Below are 19,665 nucleotides of genomic sequence, written 5' to 3'. Positions count from 1 at the left end.
CCATCCACTACACGAGGGCGCCGGAGCGCCATTTCAAGCAAGTTTTATGCCTTAAATTGTAGCGTTTGCCTAGAGCACCGTAACAACTTAAACCCCAATACGGGCGATTTGCCAGTGCTCCAGGTGCGTCCCGGGGTCAGAGTCGGAACTCGTGACCCAGGTAAACCTCTTTGACCAGGTCGTTGGCCAGGATGGTTTCGGCATCGCCTTCGGCGATCAGTCGGCCATCATTGACGATATAGGCGGTTTCGCAAATATCCAGCGTCTCACGCACGTTGTGGTCGGTGATCAGTACGCCGATGCCCTTGGCCTTGAGGTGGTGGATGATCTGCTTGATGTCGCCGACGGAAATCGGGTCGACGCCGGCGAAGGGTTCGTCCAGCAGGATGAACTTGGGTGCGGTCGCCAGGGCTCGGGCGATCTCGACACGGCGGCGTTCGCCACCCGAGAGGCTCATGCCGAGGTTGTCGCGAATGTGGCTGATGTGGAACTCCTGCAGCAGGCTCTCCAGCTCCTTGCGGCGGCCATCGCGGTCGAGCTCCTTGCGGGTCTCGAGGATCGCCATGATGTTATCGGCTACCGACAGCTTGCGGAAGATCGAGGCTTCCTGCGGCAGGTAGCCGATACCGGCGCGAGCGCGACCATGCATGGGCTGGTGGCTGACATCGAGGTTGTCGATCAGCACGCGCCCTTGCTCAGCCTGGACCAGGCCGACGATCATGTAGAAGCAGGTGGTCTTGCCGGCGCCGTTGGGGCCGAGCAGGCCGACGATCTGGCCACTGTCGATCGACAGGCTGACATCGCGCACGACCTGCCGACCCTTGTAGCTCTTGGCCAGGTGCTGGGCTTTGAGGGTTGCCATTTACTCGGCCTTCTTCTTGGGCTGGATCACCATGTCGATACGCTGACGCGGTGTAGTCACGTTGCCACCACGGCCGGCGGTTGCCACCTGGGTCTGGGTGTTGTAGACGATCTTCTCGCCTTCGGTGGTGTTGCCTTCGTTCTCGACCTTGGCGCGGTCGGTGAGAATCACCAGGTCCTTCTGCGACTGGTACTGGATAGTCACGCCCCAGCCTTTCATCTTGTCCGGCTTGGCTGCGCTCTGCTGCTGCTCGAAGTAGGCCAGGTTGCCCACCGAGGTCACCACATCGATGTCGCCGGAGGCGGAGCGGGTGATGGTCACGGTGTTGCCTTTGATCATCATCGAGCCCTGAGTAATGACCACGTCGCCGGTGTAGGTGGCTACGCCTTGCTTGTCATCCAGGTGGGCCTGGTCGGCCTGGATGCGGATCGGCTGATCACGGTCGTTCGGCAGTGCGAAGGCGCTCGCGCTTCCCAGTGCTGCGCTCAGGCTGAGCAAAAGGGGGAGGGTTTTAACGAGCCTCATACTGTCCTCTTACGTTAGAGAGCAGGTCCATCCTGCTTTCTTTCAAATACGCTTTCATTCCTTTGCCCGTAGTTGTGCCACCGGCGCCGTCGATTCTAACGGCTTGCTCGGTCTGCGCATATTGCTTCTGCGGGAACACAGTCATGCGTGAGCTGGTAATGATGGTCTCACGCTGCTTTTCGTCGATGCGGGCAACGCGGACCTTATCGATCAGTTCGACCTCGGTGCCGTCCGGGTTGACCTCGGCGCGGGCGCTCTGCACGTGCCACGGGTACTCGGTGCCACGGTACATGTGCAGGTCGGGGGTGGTCAGCAGGGTGATCTCGCTGGCCTTGAGGTGCTCGACCTTGTCGGCGGTCATTTCATACTGCAGCTTGCCATCGGGCAGAAATTGCAGGCTGTGGGCGTTGGTCGCGTAGTAGTCGATGGCGCTGTCATCGACCTGGCTCACCGGCTTGTCGAGGAAGCTCTCCGGGCTGACGTTCCAGTAGCCGATCGCCACCAGCAGGGCGGCGATGACCCCGAGCAGCGCAACGTTGCGGACTTTCTTGCTGAACATGGGCAGCCTTACAGGTAGTTGGCGTTGGCAGCGTCCAGGGTGCCCTGGGCCTGCATGATCAGTTCGCAGAATTCACGGGCGGCGCCTTCGCCGCCGCGAGCCTGGGTTACGCCTTGGGCGTGCTGGCGAACGAACGGCGCGGCATTGGCCACCGCCATGCCCAGGCCCACGCGACGAATCACCGGCAGGTCAGGCAGGTCGTCGCCCAGGTAGGCGACTTGATCATAGCTTAGGCCCAGTTCGGCGAGCAGGCCGTCAAGCACCACCAATTTGTCCTCGCGGCCCTGGTAAAGGTGAGGAATACCGAGGTTCTTCGCCCGGCGCTCGACCACTGGCGTCTTGCGCCCGCTGATGATCGCCGTCGTCACACCCGAGGCCATGAGCATCTTGATGCCCTGGCCGTCGAGGGTGTTGAAGGTCTTGAACTCGCTGCCATCTTCGAGGAAATACAGGCGACCGTCGGTGAGCACGCCATCGACGTCGAATACGGCGAGCTTGATGGCCTTGCCGCGTTGCATCAGATTCTGGTTCATTTACATCACTCCGGCGCGCAGCAGGTCATGCATGTTGAGGGCACCGGTCGGCCGGTCGTCGCGGTCCACCACCACCAGGGCGCCGATCTTGTGGTCTTCCATGATTTTCAGGGCCTCGGCGGCGAGCATTTCGGCGCGGGCAGTCTTGCCATGCACGGTCATCACCTCGTCGATCAGGGTGGTGTGCACGTCGATGTTGCGATCAAGGCTGCGGCGCAGGTCGCCGTCGGTGAAAATCCCCGCCAGTGTGCCGTTCGGCTCCACGATCACGGTCATGCCCAGGCCTTTGCGAGACATCTCAAGGAGGGCGTCCTTGAGCAGGGTACCGCGTGGCACCTGAGGCAGCTCGTCGCCGCTGTGCATGACATTCTCGACCTTGAGCAGCAAGCGACGGCCCAGCGCGCCACCGGGGTGCGAGAAGGCAAAGTCCTCGGCGGTGAAGCCGCGGGCTTCGAGCAGGGCGATCGCCAGGGCATCGCCCAGTACCAGCGATGCCGTGGTGGAGGAGGTCGGCGCCAGGTTCAGCGGGCAGGCTTCCTGGGCCACACGGGCGTCGAGGTTGACCTCGGCGGCCTGGGCCAGGGGTGAGTCCGGGTTGCCGGTGAGGCTGATCAGCTTGATGCCCAGGCGTTTGATCAAGGGCAGCAGGGTGACGATTTCGGCAGTGCTGCCGGAATTCGACAGGGCCAGGATGACATCGTCGCGGGTGATCATGCCCATGTCGCCATGGCTGGCCTCGGCCGGATGTACGAAAAACGCAGGCGTGCCAGTGCTGGCCAGGGTGGCGGCGATCTTGTTGCCGATGTGCCCGGACTTGCCCATGCCAACCACGACGACCCGGCCCTTGCTTGCCAGGATCAGTTCGCAGGCCTTGACGAAATTGTCGTCGATGCGCGCAAGCAGGGCCTCTACGGCCTCGAGTTCCAGGCGCAGGGTGCGTTGGGCGGATTGGATCAGCTCGCTGGATTGGCTCATGTCGAAAAAGCAATGCCTGATGAAAAGGCGGCGATTATAGCCGCAATGAAAGAAACCCTCACCCTTTCGATTGCTGTGACGAATGTCATCAAAGCCTGTCTGAGGGCTGAACGACTCGTTCCCCGGCCTTGGGGCGGCGCTGTCAGCGGTGCTATAGTTCGCCGCTATTCGGCCTGCCAGGGGCGCGTGTGCCTTCAAGAAGAGGGCCGGCGTCAATTAGGACGAGGCTGCACTAGCAAGGAGTCTAGATGAGTGTGGATAGCGCCTACGCGGTCGAGTTGAAGGGGCTTACCTTCAAGCGCGGTTCGCGCAGCATTTTCAGCAATGTCGACATACGTATCCCGCGCGGCAAGGTCACCGGCATCATGGGGCCATCGGGTTGCGGCAAGACCACCTTGCTACGCCTGATGGGCGCGCAGCTGCGCCCGTCCGGTGGCGAGGTATGGGTCGCCGGGCAGAACCTGCCGACGCTGTCGCGCAGCGATCTGTTCGATGCGCGCAAGCAGATGGGCGTGCTGTTCCAGAGTGGCGCGCTGTTCACCGACCTTGATGTGTTCGAGAACGTCGCCTTCCCGTTGCGCGTGCATACCCAGCTGTCGGAAGAAATGATCCGTGACATCGTGTTGATGAAACTGCAGGCCGTCGGCCTGCGCGGCGCCATCGACCTGATGCCAGACGAGCTGTCCGGCGGCATGAAGCGCCGGGTGGCGCTCGCCCGTGCGATTGCCCTGGACCCGCAGATCCTCATGTACGACGAACCGTTCGTCGGCCAGGACCCGATCGCCATGGGTGTGCTGGTGCGCCTGATCCGCCTGCTCAACGATGCGTTGGGCATCACCAGCATTGTGGTTTCCCACGACCTGGCCGAAACCGCCAGCATTGCCGACTACATTTACGTGGTCGGTGATGGCCAGGTGCTGGGGCAGGGCACCCCCGACGAACTGATGGGCTCGGACAACCCGCGTATTCGCCAGTTCATGAAGGGCGATCCGGACGGCCCGGTTCCCTTCCACTTTCCTGCGCCTGATTACCGCGCCGACCTGCTGGGAGCGCGTTGATGCGCAGAAAATCCTTACTCGAACGGGTTCGCCTGCTCGGTCGCTCGGCGATCGACGTGCTGGCAGTGCTCGGGCGTTCCTGTCTGTTCCTGTTCCACGCGCTGATCGGGCGTGGCGGCATTGGCGGTGGTTTCCAGCTGCTGACCAAGCAGTTGTACTCGGTGGGCGTGCTGTCGCTGGCGATTATCGTCGTCTCCGGCGTGTTCATTGGCATGGTGCTGGCCCTGCAGGGTTACAGCATCCTGACCAAATACGGCTCCGAGCAGGCGGTCGGGCAGATGGTTGCCCTGACCCTGCTGCGTGAACTCGGGCCGGTGGTGACCGCCTTGCTGTTTGCCGGCCGCGCGGGTTCTGCGCTGACCGCCGAGATCGGCAACATGAAATCCACTGAACAGCTGTCGAGCCTGGAAATGATCGGCGTCGACCCGCTCAAGTACATCGTCGCGCCGCGCCTGTGGGCCGGGTTCATCTCGCTGCCGCTGCTGGCGCTGATCTTCAGCGTGGTTGGTATCTGGGGTGGTTCCTGGGTTGCAGTGGACTGGCTGGGCGTCTACGAAGGCTCGTTCTGGGCCAATATGCAGAACAGTGTTTCCTTTACCGACGACGTGTTGAACGGGTTGATCAAGAGCCTGGTGTTCGCCTTCGTCACGACCTGGATTGCCGTATTCCAGGGGTACGACTGTGAGCCCACCTCAGAAGGGATCAGCCGTGCCACCACCAAGACCGTGGTCTACGCCTCGTTGGCAGTCCTGGGTCTGGACTTTATTCTGACCGCCTTGATGTTTGGAGATTTCTGATGCAAAACCGCACCCTGGAAATCGGTGTCGGCCTGTTCCTCCTGGCCGGGATCCTGGCGCTGTTGCTGCTGGCCCTGCGTGTCAGCGGGCTGTCGGCCAGCCCGAGCAGCGACACCTATAAAGTTTATGCGTACTTCGACAATATCGCCGGTTTGACGGTCAGAGCTAAAGTGACCATGGCCGGTGTGACCATCGGCAAGGTCACCGCCATCGATCTGGACCGTGATTCCTACACCGGTCGGGTGACGTTGCAGCTGGACAAGACCGTCGACAACCTGCCGACCGACTCCACTGCCTCGATCCTGACCGCCGGGTTGCTCGGCGAGAAGTACATCGGCATCAGCGTGGGCGGTGAAGATCAGGTGCTCAAGGACGGCGCGACCATCCACGACACCCAATCGGCTCTGGTGCTGGAAGATCTGATTGGCAAGTTCCTGCTCAACTCCGTTGGCAAGGAACCGAAAGAAGCGCAACCGGCTAATTAAGGAGTTTCCATGATTTCGATCCTGCGACGTGGCCTGCTGGTCCTGCTGGCGGCCTTCCCCCTGCTGACCGTGGCGGCGCAGACGCCTCACGATGTGGTTCAGGGTACGACCAACGAATTGCTTGGCGACCTCAAGGCCAACAAGGATCAGTACAAGTCCAACCCCAACGCCTTCTACGATGCGCTCAACCGCATCCTGGGCCCGGTGGTGGACGCTGACGGCATTTCCCGCAGCATCATGACCGTCAAGTACTCGCGCAAAGCTACGCCTGAGCAGATGCAGCGCTTTCAGGACAACTTCAAGCGCAGCCTGATGCAGTTCTATGGCAATGCCTTGCTGGAGTACAACAACCAGGGCATCGTCGTCGATCCGGCCAAGGCCGATGACGGCAAGCGTGCCAGCGTCGGCATGAAGGTGACTGGCAACAATGGTGCCGTGTACCCGGTGCAGTACACCCTGGAGAACATTGCCGGCGAGTGGAAGGTGCGTAACGTCATCGTCAACGGCATCAACATCGGCAAGCTGTTCCGTGACCAGTTCGCCGATGCCATGCAGCGCAACGGCAACAACCTGGACAAGACCATCGACGGCTGGGCCGGCGAAGTGGCCAAGGCCAAGCAGGCCGCCGACAGCTCGCCTGACAAGGAAGTGAAATGAGCGAGGCGGGGGTAAGCATGGCCGAACCGGGCGTACTGCGCCTGGCTGGCGTGCTGGACTATCGCAGTGGCCCGGCCTTGCGCAAGCAAGGCAAGGCATTGATCGACGCCTCGCGCGAGCCGCAGATGGTGCTCGATTGCTCGGCTGTTGCGAAATCGTCCAGCGTCGGCCTGTCGCTGCTGCTGGCGTTCATGCGTGACGCCCAGGCGGCCGGCAAGGCCTGCCAGGTACGCGGTATGCCTGACGATATGCGGGAAATTGCCGAGGTCTACGACCTCGATGAAGTGCTGGCCAGTTGATGGCCTTGCACTGAAAGATGGCCCCTCGGTCAGCGCACGCCCTCAGTGGGCTTCGCAGGCGAGGGGCTTTTTTGTATGATGGCCGACCCGTGCGCATCGGGCGCCGATTGAGGTTGAGCATGCAGGCCGTAGAAGTTAAAAGCTTCCTTGAAGAAAAATTGCCGGGATCCCGGGTCGAAGTTGAAGGCGAAGGCTGCAACTTCCAGTTGAACGTGATCAGCGACGAGTTGGCTGGCCTGAGCCCGGTCAAGCGTCAGCAGGCGATCTATGCTCACCTTAATCCCTGGATCGCCAATGGCAGCATCCATGCGGTAACCATGAAATTTTTCAGCAGCGCAGCCTGGGCTGAGCGCACCTGAGCCAACTTGGCGGCGAGACTCCAATGGACAAACTGATTATTACTGGCGGCGCTCGCCTTGACGGCGAGATCCGCATTTCGGGCGCGAAGAACGCGGCCCTGCCGATTCTGGCGGCGACCCTGCTGGCTGACGGCCCGGTCACCGTGGGCAACCTGCCGCACCTGCACGACATCACCACCATGATCGAGCTGTTCGGGCGCATGGGCATCGAGCCTGTGATCGACGAAAAGCTGTCGGTGGAAATCGACCCGCGTACCATCAAGACGCTGGTCGCACCGTACGAGCTGGTCAAGACCATGCGCGCCTCGATCCTGGTACTGGGCCCGATGGTCGCTCGCTTCGGTGAGGCCGAAGTGGCCCTGCCTGGCGGTTGCGCCATCGGTTCGCGCCCTGTCGACCTGCACATCCGTGGCCTGGAAGCCATGGGCGCGAAGATCGAAGTCGAAGGCGGCTACATCAAGGCCAAGGCGCCTGAAGGTGGCCTGCGCGGTGCGCACTTCTTCTTCGACACGGTCAGCGTGACCGGTACCGAGAACATCATGATGGCCGCTGCCCTGGCCAACGGCCGCAGCGTGCTGCAGAACGCCGCGCGTGAACCTGAAGTGGTCGACCTGGCCAACTTCATCAACGCCATGGGCGGCAAGGTTCAGGGCGCCGGCACCGACACCATCACCATCGATGGCGTCGAGCGCCTGCACTCGGCCACCTACCGGGTCATGCCCGACCGTATCGAAACCGGCACCTACCTGGTCGCCGCTGCCGTCACCGGTGGCCGCGTCAAGGTCAAGGACACCGACCCGACCATCCTTGAAGCGGTACTGGAAAAACTCAAGGAATCGGGCGCCGACATCAACACCGGCGAAGACTGGATCGAGCTGGACATGCACGGCAAGCGGCCCAAGGCTGTGAACCTGCGTACGGCTCCGTACCCGGCGTTCCCGACCGACATGCAGGCGCAGTTCATCTCGCTCAACGCCATCGCCGAGGGCACTGGCGCGGTAATCGAGACGATCTTCGAGAACCGTTTCATGCATGTTTACGAGATGCACCGCATGGGCGCGCAGATCCAGGTCGAAGGCAACACTGCCATCGTCACTGGCGTCAAGGCGCTCAAAGGTGCTCCGGTAATGGCCACCGACCTGCGTGCTTCCGCAAGCCTGGTGCTGTCGGCGCTGGTTGCCGAGGGCGATACCCTGATCGATCGCATCTACCACATCGACCGTGGTTACGAGTGCATCGAGGAAAAACTGCAGATGCTGGGCGCGAAGATTCGTCGCGTACCGGGCTAATCATCTGTTGTGGGAGCGGGCTTGCCCGCTCCCACATAAAGAATTGAATGCGGCCAGGTCGATGACCTGGCCGGCAGTAGCCGCTTAAGGACCGACGTTTCCCATGTTGACCATCGCGCTATCCAAAGGCCGAATTCTCGACGATACCCTGCCATTGCTGGCCGAGGCCGGTATCGTGCCGACCGAGAACCCGGACAAGAGCCGTAAACTGATCATCCCCACCACGCAGGACGATGTGCGCCTGCTGATCGTGCGTGCCACCGACGTGCCGACCTATGTCGAGCATGGCGCCGCCGACCTCGGTGTGGCTGGCAAGGACGTGCTGATGGAGTACGGCGGCCAAGGCCTGTACGAGCCGCTGGACCTGCAGATTGCCTGCTGCAAGCTGATGACCGCTGGCGTGGTTGGCGCACCGGAGCCCAAGGGCCGTCTGCGTGTGGCCACCAAGTTCGTCAACGTTGCCAAGCGTTACTACGCCGAACAGGGCCGTCAGGTCGATATCATCAAGCTGTACGGCTCGATGGAACTTGCCCCGCTGATCAACCTTGCTGACAAGATCATCGACGTCGTCGACACCGGCAACACCCTGCGCGCCAATGGCCTTGAGCCACAAGACATGATCGCCACGATCAGCTCGCGTCTGGTGGTCAACAAGGCCTCCATGAAGATGCAGCACGCCCGCATCCAAAGCCTGATCGACACCTTGCGCAAGGCCGTCGAATCGCGACACCGCGGCTAAGACTCTACCTCCTGCGCGCGACCTCCGCTGTCGCGCCCGTCTATCCGCGTCATAGCCACTTTTCTCGGGTGCCCGCGCGGATGGACTGGTAGCCTAGGGCGCCTGAGCATTCGCTAATAATCGAGGCCCTCGCCATGACCGTGTCCACTGCAATTGCCCGTCTCAACGCTGCTGCCCCGGATTTCGCCCGACATCTGGATCATCTGCTGAGCTGGGAAAGTGTGTCCGATGACGCGGTCAACCAGCGCGTGCTCGACATCATCAAAGCCGTCCGCGAACGCGGCGATGCGGCGCTGGTCGAGTTCACCCAGCGTTTCGATGGCGTCGATGCCAAGTCCATCGACGACCTGATTCTGGGGCGTGAGCGCCTTGAGCTTGCCCTGACGCGCATTACCGACGCCCAGCGTGCCGCCCTGGAAAAAGCCGCCGAGCGCGTGCGCATCTACCACGAGCGGCAGAAGCAGGATTCCTGGCAATACACCGAAGCCGACGGCACCGTGCTGGGCCAGAAGGTCACGCCGCTGGACCGCGCCGGCCTGTATGTGCCCGGTGGCAAGGCGTCGTACCCGTCCTCGGTGCTGATGAACGCCATTCCGGCCAAGGTCGCCGGCGTGACTGAAGTGGTGATGGTGGTGCCGACCCCGCGTGGCGAGGTCAATGAACTGGTACTGGCCGCCGCCTGCATTGCCGGTGTAGACCGTGTGTTCACCGTGGGCGGTGCCCAGGCCGTCGCCGCCCTGGCCTATGGCACCGAGAGCGTGCCGCAGGTGGACAAGATTGTCGGCCCAGGCAACATCTACGTGGCTACCGCCAAGCGCCACGTGTTTGGCCAGGTCGGTATCGACATGATTGCCGGCCCTTCGGAAATTCTCGTGGTGTGTGACGGCCAGACCGATCCGGATTGGATCGCCATGGACCTGTTCTCCCAGGCCGAGCATGACGAAGACGCCCAGGCCATCCTGGTCAGCCCGGACGCCGAGTTCCTCGACCGCGTTGCCGCCAGCATCGACAAGCTGCTGCCGACCATGGAACGTGCCGAGATCATCGAGAAGTCGGTCAACGCCCGTGGTGCGCTGATTCAGGTGCGTGACATGCAGCAGGCCATTGAAGTGGCCAACCGGATTGCCCCCGAGCACCTGGAACTGTCGGTCGCCGACCCGCAGGCCTGGCTGCCGCAGATCCGCCACGCCGGCGCCATTTTCATGGGCCGCCACACCAGCGAAGCGCTGGGTGATTACTGCGCAGGCCCCAACCATGTGTTGCCGACCTCTGGCACCGCGCGTTTTTCCTCGCCACTGGGGGTGTATGACTTCCAGAAGCGTTCGTCGATCATCTTCTGCTCCGAGCAGGGCGCATCCGAGCTGGGTCACACCGCCTCGGTCCTGGCCCGTGGCGAGTCGCTGACCGCCCACGCCCGCAGCGCCGAATACCGTATCCTGACCCAAGACAAGGGGAACTGAGCATGAGTCGATTCTGGAGCCCCTTCGTCAAGGACCTGGTCCCTTACGTGCCGGGCGAGCAACCCAAGCTGGCCCGCCTGGTCAAGCTCAACACCAACGAAAACCCCTATGGCCCATCGCCCAAGGCGCTGGAGGCCATGCGCGGCGAGCTGAGCGACAACCTGCGCCTGTACCCGGACCCGAATGGTGACCGGCTCAAGCAGGCGGTGGCCGAGTACTATGGCGTAACCCCTGGGCAGGTCTTTGTCGGCAACGGTTCGGACGAGGTGCTGGCGCACATCTTCCATGGCCTGTTCCAGCACGACGCGCCGCTGTTGTTCCCGGACATCAGCTACAGCTTCTACCCGGTCTACTGCGGCCTGTATGGCATTGCCTTCGAGCAGGTGGCGTTGGACGAGCAGTTTCAGATCCGTATCGAGGACTACAAAAAGCCTAACGCAGGGATCATCTTCCCTAACCCGAATGCGCCGACCGGCTGCCTGATGCCGTTGCAGGCCGTCGAGCAACTGCTGCAGGCCAACCGTGATTCGGTGGTGGTGGTGGATGAGGCCTACATCGACTTTGGTGGCGAGACCGCCATCAGCCTGGTGGACCGCTACGACAACCTGCTGGTGACCCAGACCCTGTCCAAGTCGCGCTCGCTGGCCGGCTTGCGCGTTGGCCTGGCAGTTGGCCACCCGGACCTGATCGAGGCGCTGGAGCGGATCAAGAACAGCTTCAACTCCTACCCCCTGGACCGTGCGGCGATCGTCGGCGCGGCCGTGGCGTTCGAAGACCGTGCCTACTTCGAAGAAACCTGCCGCAAGGTGATCGCCAGCCGTGAAGTGCTGGTCGAGCAACTGACGGCCAAAGGCTTCGAAGTGCTGCCGTCGGCGGCCAACTTCATCTTCGCCCGTCACCCGCAGCAGGATGCGGCCGAGTTGGCGGCTCGCCTGCGTGAGCAGGGTGTGATCGTGCGGCACTTCAAGCAGGCGCGGATTGCCCAGTTCCTGCGCATTACCATCGGTACGCCGGAAATGAACCAGGCATTGCTCGATGCGCTGAACTGATCAAGGCGTGGCTCACGCAGCCACGCGCTTCGATCCGACCCCGTCTGGCACTGGTTGCCAGGTGGGGTTTTTGCTTTCAGGGTTGAAAGACGGACCTCAGTAGGCGACTTCCTCGATGCCGTAGGGTTTTCCGGCTGGCCTGTTGCGCACTGCTGCAGGGGTGCCATCGAGTATCAGCACATAATCGTTGATGTCATCCATGCCATCCGGGTCGGTCCATTGCTCGGCCGCGGCCGGTACTTGTGCAACCACATGCCCATTCTTGAGGATGGTCAGGTAACCCTTGGCGGTACTGTGCCAGCGCAGTCGGGCATTGGCTTCATCGGCCCTGGCTTTGCGAACACCCGTACCCCCCAGCAGGGGTGTGCCGTCCAGAAGCCATTGCGGTTGCAGTGCCAGGCCCATATGGCGCAGGACAGTGGGCGCCACAGAAGTCTGCGCGGCAAGGCGATACAGGTTGTTCGGCCCTGGTTTTTCCTCCGGGATGCTGGGCTGGGTCAGTTCTTCGTTCAACGGTTTGTTGCTGGCGATGAAGATGGTCTTTTCCTGCTCCGTGACGCCTCCGTGGCCTTTGCCCCAATAGTCGCGGCCATGATCGGTACTGACGATTACCAGCCAGTCTTCTCGCGGATGGTTGCGGCGCCGCTCGTCGATCTTGTCCAGCAGTTGCCCTAATTGGCTGTCGGCTTCGCGCAGCGCCTCTTGGTAGTGCGCGTCGAACCCCCCGTCATGGCCTGCCTTATCCGGTTCGCCTAGTTGGATGAAGGTGAAGTCGCCGGGTGTGTTACCGAGAATTTCCAGCGCGCGCTCGGTGACCTGCACATCGGATAAGCCGCTTTCGCGCACATCATTGCCATGGGTATCTTCGAGCAGGAACGCGGTATTGATCGGCGACCAGTTGACCACGCTGGACAGGTAGGCGGTCGGCAGCGCCTGGCGAAGCCGCTTGAACAGGCTTGGAAAAGCCGGGTCGACCCGCAGTGACTCGGCATTCGAATCAACGCCATGTTTGTTGCTCCAGACCCCGGTCAGCAAGGTGATCCAGCCTGGCCCGCTGACTGTTGGCTGTTCGCTGGCCAGGCCAGTGATGCCGCCGGTGTAGGCGCTGGCGTAATACAGGCGTTGCTTCAGATTGGTGGCGTCACCCAGCGCTTCGTAGTGGTCGAGCTGCACGCCTTCCATGGCGACGATCAAGGTTTTCGGTTGGGGGGCGTTAGATGCGGGGTCGCAACCTGCCAGCAGCACCCATGTCATCAGTAGCAAGCGTGATAGTGGCATGGAGAGGCATCCGGGAACGTTGCAGCGAGCGTTGCAATAAAGCGCTCTGCTCACAACTGGCAGAAATAACAGGTGGTTTGCCGTCCAGAAGGCTATCCATTAAGCTGCGTCAATTCATCGGATGATTGGTTGAATGTGATGAGCGTAGAGTTGACCAAGCGTTCCCTGGTCGAACTTGCCGTAGAGCGCATGCGCGAGCGCATCCTCAAGGGCGACTGGCAGGTTGGGCAGCGCCTTCCGACCGAGCCGGAGCTGGCCCAGGAACTGGGCATAAGCCGCAACACCGTGCGCGAGGCCATGCGCGTGCTGGCGTTCAGTGGCCTGGTGGAAATCAGGCAGGGCGATGGCAGTTATCTGCGTACCGCCCAGGACCCGTTGATGGCTGTGCAGGCGATGGCCCGTTGCACGCCGGAGCAGGCACGGGAGACCCGCCATATCCTCGAAACCGAGGCCGTCGGCCTGGCGGCGCTGCGCCGCACCGACGCAGACCTGCAAGCCCTGCGCGAAGCCCTTGAAGGCAGTGCCGGGCACTTTCACGGTGACATCGATACCTATGTGGCCTGCGACCTGGTGTTTCACCAGCGCCTGGTGGATGCCGCCCACAACCCTGCATTGAGTGAGTTGTACCGGTATTTTTCCGGCGTGGTGGCCGCCGCGCTGCAACGCAACATGAGCACTGTGCCGCGCTGCCAGTCCACGTTCGATCTGCACGGGGAGATCCTCGACGCCATCGAACAACGTGATTCGGAGCGGGCCAAGCGCCTGAGCCGAACCCTCATCGAATCCTGAACACGAGAAGGCCCATGGCGGAATCAATCACCCGTAGCACCCACACCGGCGAGCGGGAACTCGAAGAACTGTTGATCGACGCCGAAGCCGATGACGAGCAGGTTCAACAGCAGCCCGTGGTGCTGCGCCGGCCCTGGTTGCTGCTGCTGGGCCTGGTGCTGGTGGCGCTGAACCTGCGCCCGGCCTTGTCGAGCATGGCCCCGGTATTGGGCCTGGTCTCCGAGGGCCTGGGCCTGAGCGCCTCGCAGGCAGGCTTGCTGACCACCTTGCCGGTGCTGTGTCTGGGCCTGTTCGCGCCGCTAGCGCCAATCCTGGCACGGCGTTTTGGCAGTGAGCGGGTAATCCTCGGCATTCTCGTGACCTTGGCATTGGGCATTGTGGTGCGCAGTGCCTTTGGGGCGATCGGGGTGTTCCTCGGCAGCCTCATGGCCGGTGCCAGTATCGGCATCATCGGCGTGCTGTTACCGGGCATCGTCAAGCGCGACTTCCCGCAATACGCCGGTACGTTGACCGGTGTGTACACCATGGCCCTGTGCCTGGGGGCGGCCATGGCGGCCGGCGCCACGGTGCCGTTGGCCCAACACTACGACGGCAACTGGGCGCTGGGGCTGGGCTTCTGGGCGGTGCCGGCACTGCTGGCCATGCTGGTGTGGCTGCCGCAGGCGCGGCAGGGGCATGGCCTGCACAAGGTTGCCTATCGGGTGCGTGGCCTTTGGCGCGACCCTTTGGCCTGGCAGGTGACCTTGTACATGGGCCTGCAATCCTCGCTGGCCTATATCGTCTTCGGTTGGTTGCCTTCGATTCTGATTGGCCGCGGCCTGAGCCCTACCGAGGCGGGGCTGGTGCTGTCGGGGTCGGTGATCGTGCAATTGATCAGCTCGCTCAGTGCACCTTGGCTGGCAACGCGCGGCAAGGATCAGCGGTTGGCCATCGTGATTGTCATGCTGGTTACCCTGGCCGGTTTGTTTGGTTGCTTGTATGCGCCCGTTTCAGGGCTGTGGGGGTGGGCGGTGCTGCTGGGCCTGGGGCAGGGCGGGACGTTTGCCCTGGCGCTGACGTTGATCGTGCTGCGTTCGAAAGACGCGCATGTGGCCGCGAACCTGTCGAGCATGGCGCAGGGGGTCGGGTACACCCTGGCGTCCATGGGGCCATTTGCGGTGGGGCTGGTACACGACCTCACCGGTGGCTGGGCGGCAGTGGGGTGGATCTTTGCTGTGCTGGGCATTGGCGCCATTGTTTTCGGGCTTGGGGCTGGGCGGGCGTTGCATGTGCAGGTGACCTGCGAAAAAGTCTGAGACTGGGTTTGCCAGTGTTGGCCCTTTCGCGGGGCAAGCCCGCTCCCACAGGAGCCCGCAGTGCCTGAAAGCCCCACCATCCTGTGGGAGCGGGCTTGCCCCGCGAATGGGCCGGCACTGGCGCAAGTGCATCGAGCAGATTATCGTGCACCTTTCGACTCCCAGGATGGACCTGCCCCCATGAGCGACGCCAACCGCGACCTGATCACCCGCTTCTACCAGGCCTTCCAGCGGCTGGATGCCGAGGCCATGGTGGCCTGTTACAGCGCCGACATCGTCTTCAGCGACCCGGTTTTCGGCACCCTGCGCGGCAAGGATGCGGGCGACATGTGGCGGATGCTCACCACGCGCGCCAAAGACTTCACTCTGACCTTCGACAACGTGCGTGCGGACGAACGCGGAGGCAGCGCGCACTGGGTCGCGTCCTACCTGTTCAGCCAGACTGGCCGTACCGTGGTCAACGACATCCAGGCACGTTTCGTCATCCGCGATGGCTTGATCTGCCAGCATGACGACAGCTTTGACCTGTGGCGCTGGTCGCGCCAGGCCCTCGGCGCGCCCGGGGTGCTCCTGGGCTGGTCGCCGTTGATTCAGAACAAGGTACGCCAGCAGGCATTCAAGGGCCTGCGGGCGTACCAGCACAGTCAAGGCAATGCCACGGCCTGATCGCTGTCGTGGTAGCTGAACGTTGCACGTTCTTCGAGGGTGCGCGGTAGGCGGACACGGATCACGGGTATGAAGGTGCCGTTGGTCGTGTTCCAGTCTTGCTGGTCGGCCTGCGCCTGCTGCAAGGCGCCGTATTCGCCTTCGATATGGAAGAACGACTGGATCGGCAGGCTAGCCGCGTCTGCCTCATTCCATGCGCCGATCACCACTTCGTTCCAAGGGAATGGCAGTTCGGAGGCGTACAGCTGCTTTGCCCGCACGCTCTGGTGGAACGCCTCGGCGCGTTCGGGAACGCGCGCGCGGCGGATATCAAAGGCGCATTGGCGCTTGTAATCACCGCTTTGCCTGTATTGCTCCATCCATTGCTCGGCGGTATGGATACCTTGCGCATGGCAAGCAGCTTCGGTTTCGGCAGTCTGCCGATTGTCGCCACAACCTCGGGCATCGCGCTCCCAGGTATCGCCGTCGGTGGGCCAGGCGCACAGCATCTCGTAACGCAGCGAATCTTTGGGCCGTTGCAGCAGGGGGAACAGCGTGAAGCCACTGCGGGCATCGGCTGCCAGGCGGGTCGTGGGAATGTCGGCGCGCAGGTAGGAGAACGATACGCCGCCCTTGTCCTTGCTGTTCTGGCTATGATGCCAGGTGTGATAATGCGGTGAAGGCTTGGTTGACCTGATCAGCACGCCCGAGCAGGCGTGGGCAGGTACCGCATTGCCTTTGCAGTACGCGGGGGTGGCATCGTAGTTCCTCTGCATTTGATCGGCGGTTTGTGCGCCAATCGAACCGTGGGCGTTGAATGCGGTTGTCAGTAGCGTTGCATAGAGCAGGGTACCGCTCAGTTTATTGAACATGATGAAGCCCTCAATGAGTGGGCTCACCAACTTAATGATGGAAAGAGCAGGCGTCGTGAGTGAAGCAGTGCCGGATCAGGCAGTGAAACCCTGGTATGTCTACCTGGTACGGGCGGCCAACGGGTCGCTGTACTGCGGGATCAGTGATGACCCGCAGCGGCGTTTTCTGGTGCATCAGAAGGGGCAGGGCGCGCGCTATTTCAAGACCAGCCCGGCGCAGGCGCTGGTGTATGTCGAGCAATGGCCCGACAAAGGCGAAGCGCTGCGCCAGGAGCGGCTGGTAAAGCGGCTGCGGAAATCGGCCAAGGAGGCGCTGGTGGCCTCGTTCAACAACCCCTAGGCCGCACTGGCGGTATCAGTCCTTGCGCCGCTTCAGCTGATCGATCAATTGCGTCGGCAGCCCTTTGATGATCAAGGTGCCCGCCACCTCGTCATACTCCACCTTGTCGCCCAGCAGGTGTGCCTCGAAGCTGATCGACAGCCCCTCGGCGCGGCCCGTGAAGCGGCGGAACTGGTTGAGGGTGCGTTTGTCCGCTGGGATCTCCGGCGACAGGCCGTAGTCCTTGTTGCGGATGTGATCGTAGAACGCCTTCGGGCGGTCCTCATCGATCAGGCTGGACAGCTCTTCGAGGGTAACCGGCTCGCCCAGCTTGGTCTGGGTGGTGGCGTAGTCGACCAGGGTCTGAGTCTTCTCGCGTGCCGATGCCTCGGGCAGGTCTTCGCTCTCGACGAAGTCGCTGAAGGCCTTGAGCAGGGTGCGGGTTTCCCCGGGGCCGTCGACGCCCTCCTGGCAACCGATGAAATCACGGAAGTAGTCGGAGACCTTCTTGCCGTTCTTGCCCTTGATGAACGAGATGTACTGCTTGGAGTTCTGGTTGTTCTTCCATTCGGACAAGTTGATGCGCGCAGCCAGGTGCAGTTGGCCGAGGTCCAGATGGCGCGATGGCGTCACGTCCAGATCGGCGTTCACCGCCACGCCTTCACTGTGGTGCAGCAGGGCGATCGCCAGGTAGTCGGTCATGCCTTGCTGGTAATGGGCAAACAGAATGTGGCCGCCGGTGGAGAGGTTGGACTCTTCCATCAGCTTTTGCAGGTGTTCGACGGCAGTGCGGCTGAACGCGGCGAAGTCCTTTTCCGCTTCCAGGTATTGCTTCAGCCAGCCACTCAGGGGGTAGGCGCCCGATTCGCCATGGAAGAAGCCCCAGGCCTTGCCTTGCTTGGCGTTGTAGCTGTCGTTGAGGTCGGCCAGCAGGTTTTCGATGGCATCGGATGCGCCGAGCTCGGTATCACGTGCATGCAGCACGGCGGGGCTGCCATCGGGCTTCTTGTCGATCAGGTGAACGATACAGTGACGGATTGGCATGAAGTCCTCGGCGAGTCTGGGGCGGTGCACGGCCGCCGCTGCAAAAGTCGTCCAGTTTACCCCAGAGACAAGGCGATGCAGTGGCCGGATGTTGGCAGAAATGCCGGTTGTTCGTTTTTTGTTCAGATTTGTGCGTTTTAAGCTAAAACCCCCGAAAAACCTGCATTAAATCGAAGTGCGCAGCGGATATTTATCCATTCCTGTGGTAGCTTTGCGCGGTCTTGCGCCCCTTGCGTGGCGCATTGCTGGCAGCACGCTAACGTCGTGTCGAACCAAACGCCGATTTACGTATCTACATACGCGATTGGCGCGGCCCTCCAAAATTCAGGGGCTGGCCCGATAACGTCGTAGCTCGCTGCATAACCACTGAATTTGATAGGGAAGGAACATCACCATGGCATTGACCAAAGACCAACTGATTGCCGACATCGCCGAAGCTATCGACGCACCGAAAACCACCGCGCGTAACGCACTGGAGCAACTGGGCCAGATCGTTGCTGACCAACTGGAAAACGGCGCTGAAATCACCCTGCCAGGCATCGGCAAGCTGAAAGTCACCGAGCGTCCTGCCCGCACCGGCCGCAACCCTTCGACTGGCGCTGCCATCGAAATCGCTGCCAAGAAAGTCGTCAAGTTCGTTCCAGCCAAAGTGCTGACCGACGCCATCAACAAGTAATTGTTGAAGCGTTGACGAAACCGCGCCCGGCTTGCCCGGGCGCGGTTTTTTTCAGCCTTGGGTTTTACGTCGCGCGTGCCAGGCCTGGCGCGCGGTGTCGTCCTGGAAGCTCCAGGCGATCATGCGGCTCTGCTTCTGCCCTTGGCCCATTTCGATAATGCGCACGGCCTTGGCGCCCGCTTTTTTCAGCGCAGCCTCGATGCCTGGCAGGTTGCTGGCCTTTGACACCAGGCTGGTGAACCACAGCACGCTTTCGGCGTACTGCGCGCTTTCCCCGACCAGTTGGGTCACGAAGCGGATCTCGCCGCCCTCACACCACAGTTCGTTGTTCTGGCCACCAAAATTGAGCACGGGCAGTTTGCGCTTGGGGTCCTGCTTGCCCAGGTTTTTCCATTTGCGCTGGCTGCCGCGGGTGGCTTCCTCGCGTGAGGCATGGAAGGGCGGGTTGCACAGGGTCAGGTCGAAGCGCTCGTCTGCCTGCAGCAGGCCGCTGAGAATGTGCGTGCGGTTGGCCTGTTGGCGCAGGGTGATGGCTTTGTTCAGGCCGTTGGCCTGGACGATGGCCTTGGCCGAGGCCAGTGCCACAGGGTCGATGTCCGAGCCCAGGAAACGCCAGCGGTAGTCGCTGTAGCCGATCAGCGGGTAGATGCAGTTGGCACCCACGCCGATGTCCAGTGCACGCACCTGGGCGCCCTTGGGGATCTCGCCGGCATTGTCTTCGCCCAGTAGGTCGGCGAGCACATGGATGTAGTCGGCGCGTCCGGGGATGGGCGGGCACAGGTAGTCGGCGGGGATGTCCCAGTGCTGGATGCCGTACTGGGCCTTGAGCAGGGCGCGGTTGAACACCCGAACGGCCTCGGGGTTGGCGAAGTCGATGCTGGGTTTACCGTGCGGGTTGGTGATGGTGAAGCGGGCCAGGTCGGGGTGCGCCTTGATCAGGCTGGGGAAGTCGTAGCGACCCTGGTGGCGGTTGCGCGGGTGCAGGGTGGGTTTGTTTTGGGTCATGCTCGGGTCCGGTGCTGCATGTGCTGGCCAGGGGGCCGCTGTGCGGCCCATTCGCGGCACAAGGCCGCTCCCACAGGATAGTGGGGCTCCTTGAAG

General features: G+C 62.2%; 24 protein-coding genes. 15 read left to right on the top strand and 9 right to left on the bottom strand.

Annotated features, from left to right (window positions below):
- Positions 1-136 precede the first annotated feature (136 nt).
- The 5 genes from lptB to OGV19_RS18945 are packed head-to-tail and all read right to left on the bottom strand — an operon-like array spanning position 137 to position 3,454.
- On the bottom strand, positions 137-862 hold the full coding sequence (lptB, locus tag OGV19_RS18965; protein WP_033701098.1) for an LPS export ABC transporter ATP-binding protein: 726 nt from the start codon (positions 860-862) through the stop codon (positions 137-139).
- Positions 863-1,387, bottom strand: coding sequence for a lipopolysaccharide transport periplasmic protein LptA (gene lptA / locus OGV19_RS18960; protein ID WP_264310154.1), 525 nt, complete (start codon positions 1,385-1,387; stop codon positions 863-865).
- Positions 1,374-1,946 carry an LPS export ABC transporter periplasmic protein LptC gene (gene lptC / locus OGV19_RS18955; protein WP_264310153.1) on the bottom strand — a complete coding sequence of 191 codons (573 nt, stop codon included), beginning with the start codon at positions 1,944-1,946 and terminating at the stop codon, positions 1,374-1,376. The genes lptA and lptC overlap by 14 nt, the downstream gene beginning before the upstream one ends.
- Positions 1,947-1,954: 8 nt before the next feature.
- Entirely contained in the window at positions 1,955-2,479 is a 525-nt protein-coding gene (locus tag OGV19_RS18950; RefSeq protein WP_264310152.1) for a KdsC family phosphatase, read from the bottom strand.
- A complete protein-coding gene (locus tag OGV19_RS18945; protein ID WP_264310151.1) occupies positions 2,480-3,454 on the bottom strand; it encodes a KpsF/GutQ family sugar-phosphate isomerase in 975 nt (324 codons plus the stop codon). It lies immediately after the preceding gene.
- 248 nt (positions 3,455-3,702) lie between these two features.
- Here OGV19_RS18945 and OGV19_RS18940 point away from each other — a divergent pair, with 248 nt between their 5' ends.
- From OGV19_RS18940 to hisC, 10 genes are all read left to right on the top strand, one after another.
- Positions 3,703-4,512: an ATP-binding cassette domain-containing protein gene (locus OGV19_RS18940; protein ID WP_264310150.1), complete on the top strand. Its 810-nt coding sequence runs from the start codon at positions 3,703-3,705 to the stop codon at positions 4,510-4,512.
- A complete protein-coding gene (gene mlaE / locus OGV19_RS18935) occupies positions 4,512-5,309 on the top strand; it encodes a lipid asymmetry maintenance ABC transporter permease subunit MlaE (RefSeq protein ID WP_114167698.1) in 798 nt (265 codons plus the stop codon). Before OGV19_RS18940 ends, mlaE begins: the two co-directional genes overlap by 1 nt.
- A complete protein-coding gene (gene mlaD / locus OGV19_RS18930; protein ID WP_016501327.1) occupies positions 5,309-5,794 on the top strand; it encodes an outer membrane lipid asymmetry maintenance protein MlaD in 486 nt (161 codons plus the stop codon). The genes mlaE and mlaD overlap by 1 nt, the downstream gene beginning before the upstream one ends.
- A gap of 9 nt (positions 5,795-5,803) precedes the next feature.
- Positions 5,804-6,451: an MlaC/ttg2D family ABC transporter substrate-binding protein gene (locus tag OGV19_RS18925; protein WP_264310149.1), complete on the top strand. Its 648-nt coding sequence runs from the start codon at positions 5,804-5,806 to the stop codon at positions 6,449-6,451.
- Positions 6,448-6,750 (top strand): STAS domain-containing protein, encoded by a 303-nt coding sequence (locus OGV19_RS18920; RefSeq protein ID WP_264310148.1) that lies wholly within the window; start codon positions 6,448-6,450, stop codon positions 6,748-6,750. Before OGV19_RS18925 ends, OGV19_RS18920 begins: the two co-directional genes overlap by 4 nt.
- Before the next feature lie 119 nt (positions 6,751-6,869).
- Positions 6,870-7,109, top strand: coding sequence for a BolA family protein (locus OGV19_RS18915; RefSeq protein ID WP_003255121.1), 240 nt, complete (start codon positions 6,870-6,872; stop codon positions 7,107-7,109).
- Between the two features lie 23 nt (positions 7,110-7,132).
- Positions 7,133-8,398, top strand: a complete 1,266-nt coding sequence (gene murA, locus OGV19_RS18910) for a UDP-N-acetylglucosamine 1-carboxyvinyltransferase (protein WP_264310147.1) — start codon at positions 7,133-7,135, stop codon at positions 8,396-8,398.
- A gap of 103 nt (positions 8,399-8,501) precedes the next feature.
- A complete protein-coding gene (gene hisG / locus OGV19_RS18905; RefSeq protein WP_264310146.1) occupies positions 8,502-9,137 on the top strand; it encodes an ATP phosphoribosyltransferase in 636 nt (211 codons plus the stop codon).
- A 134-nt stretch (positions 9,138-9,271) separates the two neighbouring features.
- Positions 9,272-10,597 (top strand): histidinol dehydrogenase, encoded by a 1,326-nt coding sequence (gene hisD / locus OGV19_RS18900; RefSeq protein ID WP_264310145.1) that lies wholly within the window; start codon positions 9,272-9,274, stop codon positions 10,595-10,597.
- Positions 10,598-10,599: 2 nt separating this feature from the next.
- Complete coding sequence (gene hisC / locus OGV19_RS18895) at positions 10,600-11,646, top strand: histidinol-phosphate transaminase (protein ID WP_264310144.1); 1,047 nt, start codon at positions 10,600-10,602, stop codon at positions 11,644-11,646.
- 96 nt (positions 11,647-11,742) lie between these two features.
- Here the strand turns inward: hisC and OGV19_RS18890 are convergent, their stop codons facing one another.
- Positions 11,743-12,924, bottom strand: a complete 1,182-nt coding sequence (locus tag OGV19_RS18890) for an alkaline phosphatase family protein (protein WP_264310143.1) — start codon at positions 12,922-12,924, stop codon at positions 11,743-11,745.
- A 138-nt stretch (positions 12,925-13,062) separates the two neighbouring features.
- Between OGV19_RS18890 and OGV19_RS18885 the strand changes: the two genes are divergently transcribed.
- From OGV19_RS18885 to OGV19_RS18875, 3 genes are all read left to right on the top strand, one after another.
- Positions 13,063-13,713 (top strand): FadR/GntR family transcriptional regulator, encoded by a 651-nt coding sequence (locus OGV19_RS18885; RefSeq protein ID WP_264310142.1) that lies wholly within the window; start codon positions 13,063-13,065, stop codon positions 13,711-13,713.
- 14 nt (positions 13,714-13,727) lie between these two features.
- Positions 13,728-15,008 (top strand): CynX/NimT family MFS transporter, encoded by a 1,281-nt coding sequence (locus OGV19_RS18880; protein WP_264310141.1) that lies wholly within the window; start codon positions 13,728-13,730, stop codon positions 15,006-15,008.
- Positions 15,009-15,188: 180 nt separating this feature from the next.
- Positions 15,189-15,674 (top strand): nuclear transport factor 2 family protein, encoded by a 486-nt coding sequence (locus OGV19_RS18875; protein ID WP_264310140.1) that lies wholly within the window; start codon positions 15,189-15,191, stop codon positions 15,672-15,674.
- Here OGV19_RS18875 and OGV19_RS18870 read toward each other — a convergent pair.
- Positions 15,653-16,525: a hypothetical protein gene (locus OGV19_RS18870; RefSeq protein ID WP_264310139.1), complete on the bottom strand. Its 873-nt coding sequence runs from the start codon at positions 16,523-16,525 to the stop codon at positions 15,653-15,655. The genes OGV19_RS18875 and OGV19_RS18870 overlap by 22 nt on opposite strands.
- A 37-nt stretch (positions 16,526-16,562) precedes the next feature.
- On the opposite strand from OGV19_RS18870, the gene OGV19_RS18865 reads away from it, so the two are divergent.
- Positions 16,563-16,865 carry a GIY-YIG nuclease family protein gene (locus OGV19_RS18865; protein WP_413470142.1) on the top strand — a complete coding sequence of 101 codons (303 nt, stop codon included), beginning with the start codon at positions 16,563-16,565 and terminating at the stop codon, positions 16,863-16,865.
- A gap of 15 nt (positions 16,866-16,880) precedes the next feature.
- Here OGV19_RS18865 and yejK read toward each other — a convergent pair whose 3' ends face one another.
- A complete protein-coding gene (gene yejK / locus OGV19_RS18860; protein WP_264310137.1) occupies positions 16,881-17,888 on the bottom strand; it encodes a nucleoid-associated protein YejK in 1,008 nt (335 codons plus the stop codon).
- Between the two features lie 394 nt (positions 17,889-18,282).
- On the opposite strand from yejK, the gene OGV19_RS18855 reads away from it, so the two are divergent.
- Positions 18,283-18,564 (top strand): HU family DNA-binding protein, encoded by a 282-nt coding sequence (locus OGV19_RS18855; protein ID WP_264310136.1) that lies wholly within the window; start codon positions 18,283-18,285, stop codon positions 18,562-18,564.
- 51 nt (positions 18,565-18,615) lie between these two features.
- Here OGV19_RS18855 and rlmF read toward each other — a convergent pair whose 3' ends face one another.
- Entirely contained in the window at positions 18,616-19,569 is a 954-nt protein-coding gene (rlmF, locus tag OGV19_RS18850; RefSeq protein WP_264310135.1) for a 23S rRNA (adenine(1618)-N(6))-methyltransferase RlmF, read from the bottom strand.
- Positions 19,570-19,665: the final 96 nt, after the last annotated feature.

The organism is Pseudomonas putida (genome assembly GCF_025905425.1).
In the GTDB taxonomy this organism is placed as follows: domain Bacteria; phylum Pseudomonadota; class Gammaproteobacteria; order Pseudomonadales; family Pseudomonadaceae; genus Aquipseudomonas; species Aquipseudomonas putida_AF.
The sequence above is the reverse complement of the archived record's forward strand: the minus strand, read 5'-3'. Positions and strand labels throughout refer to the sequence as shown.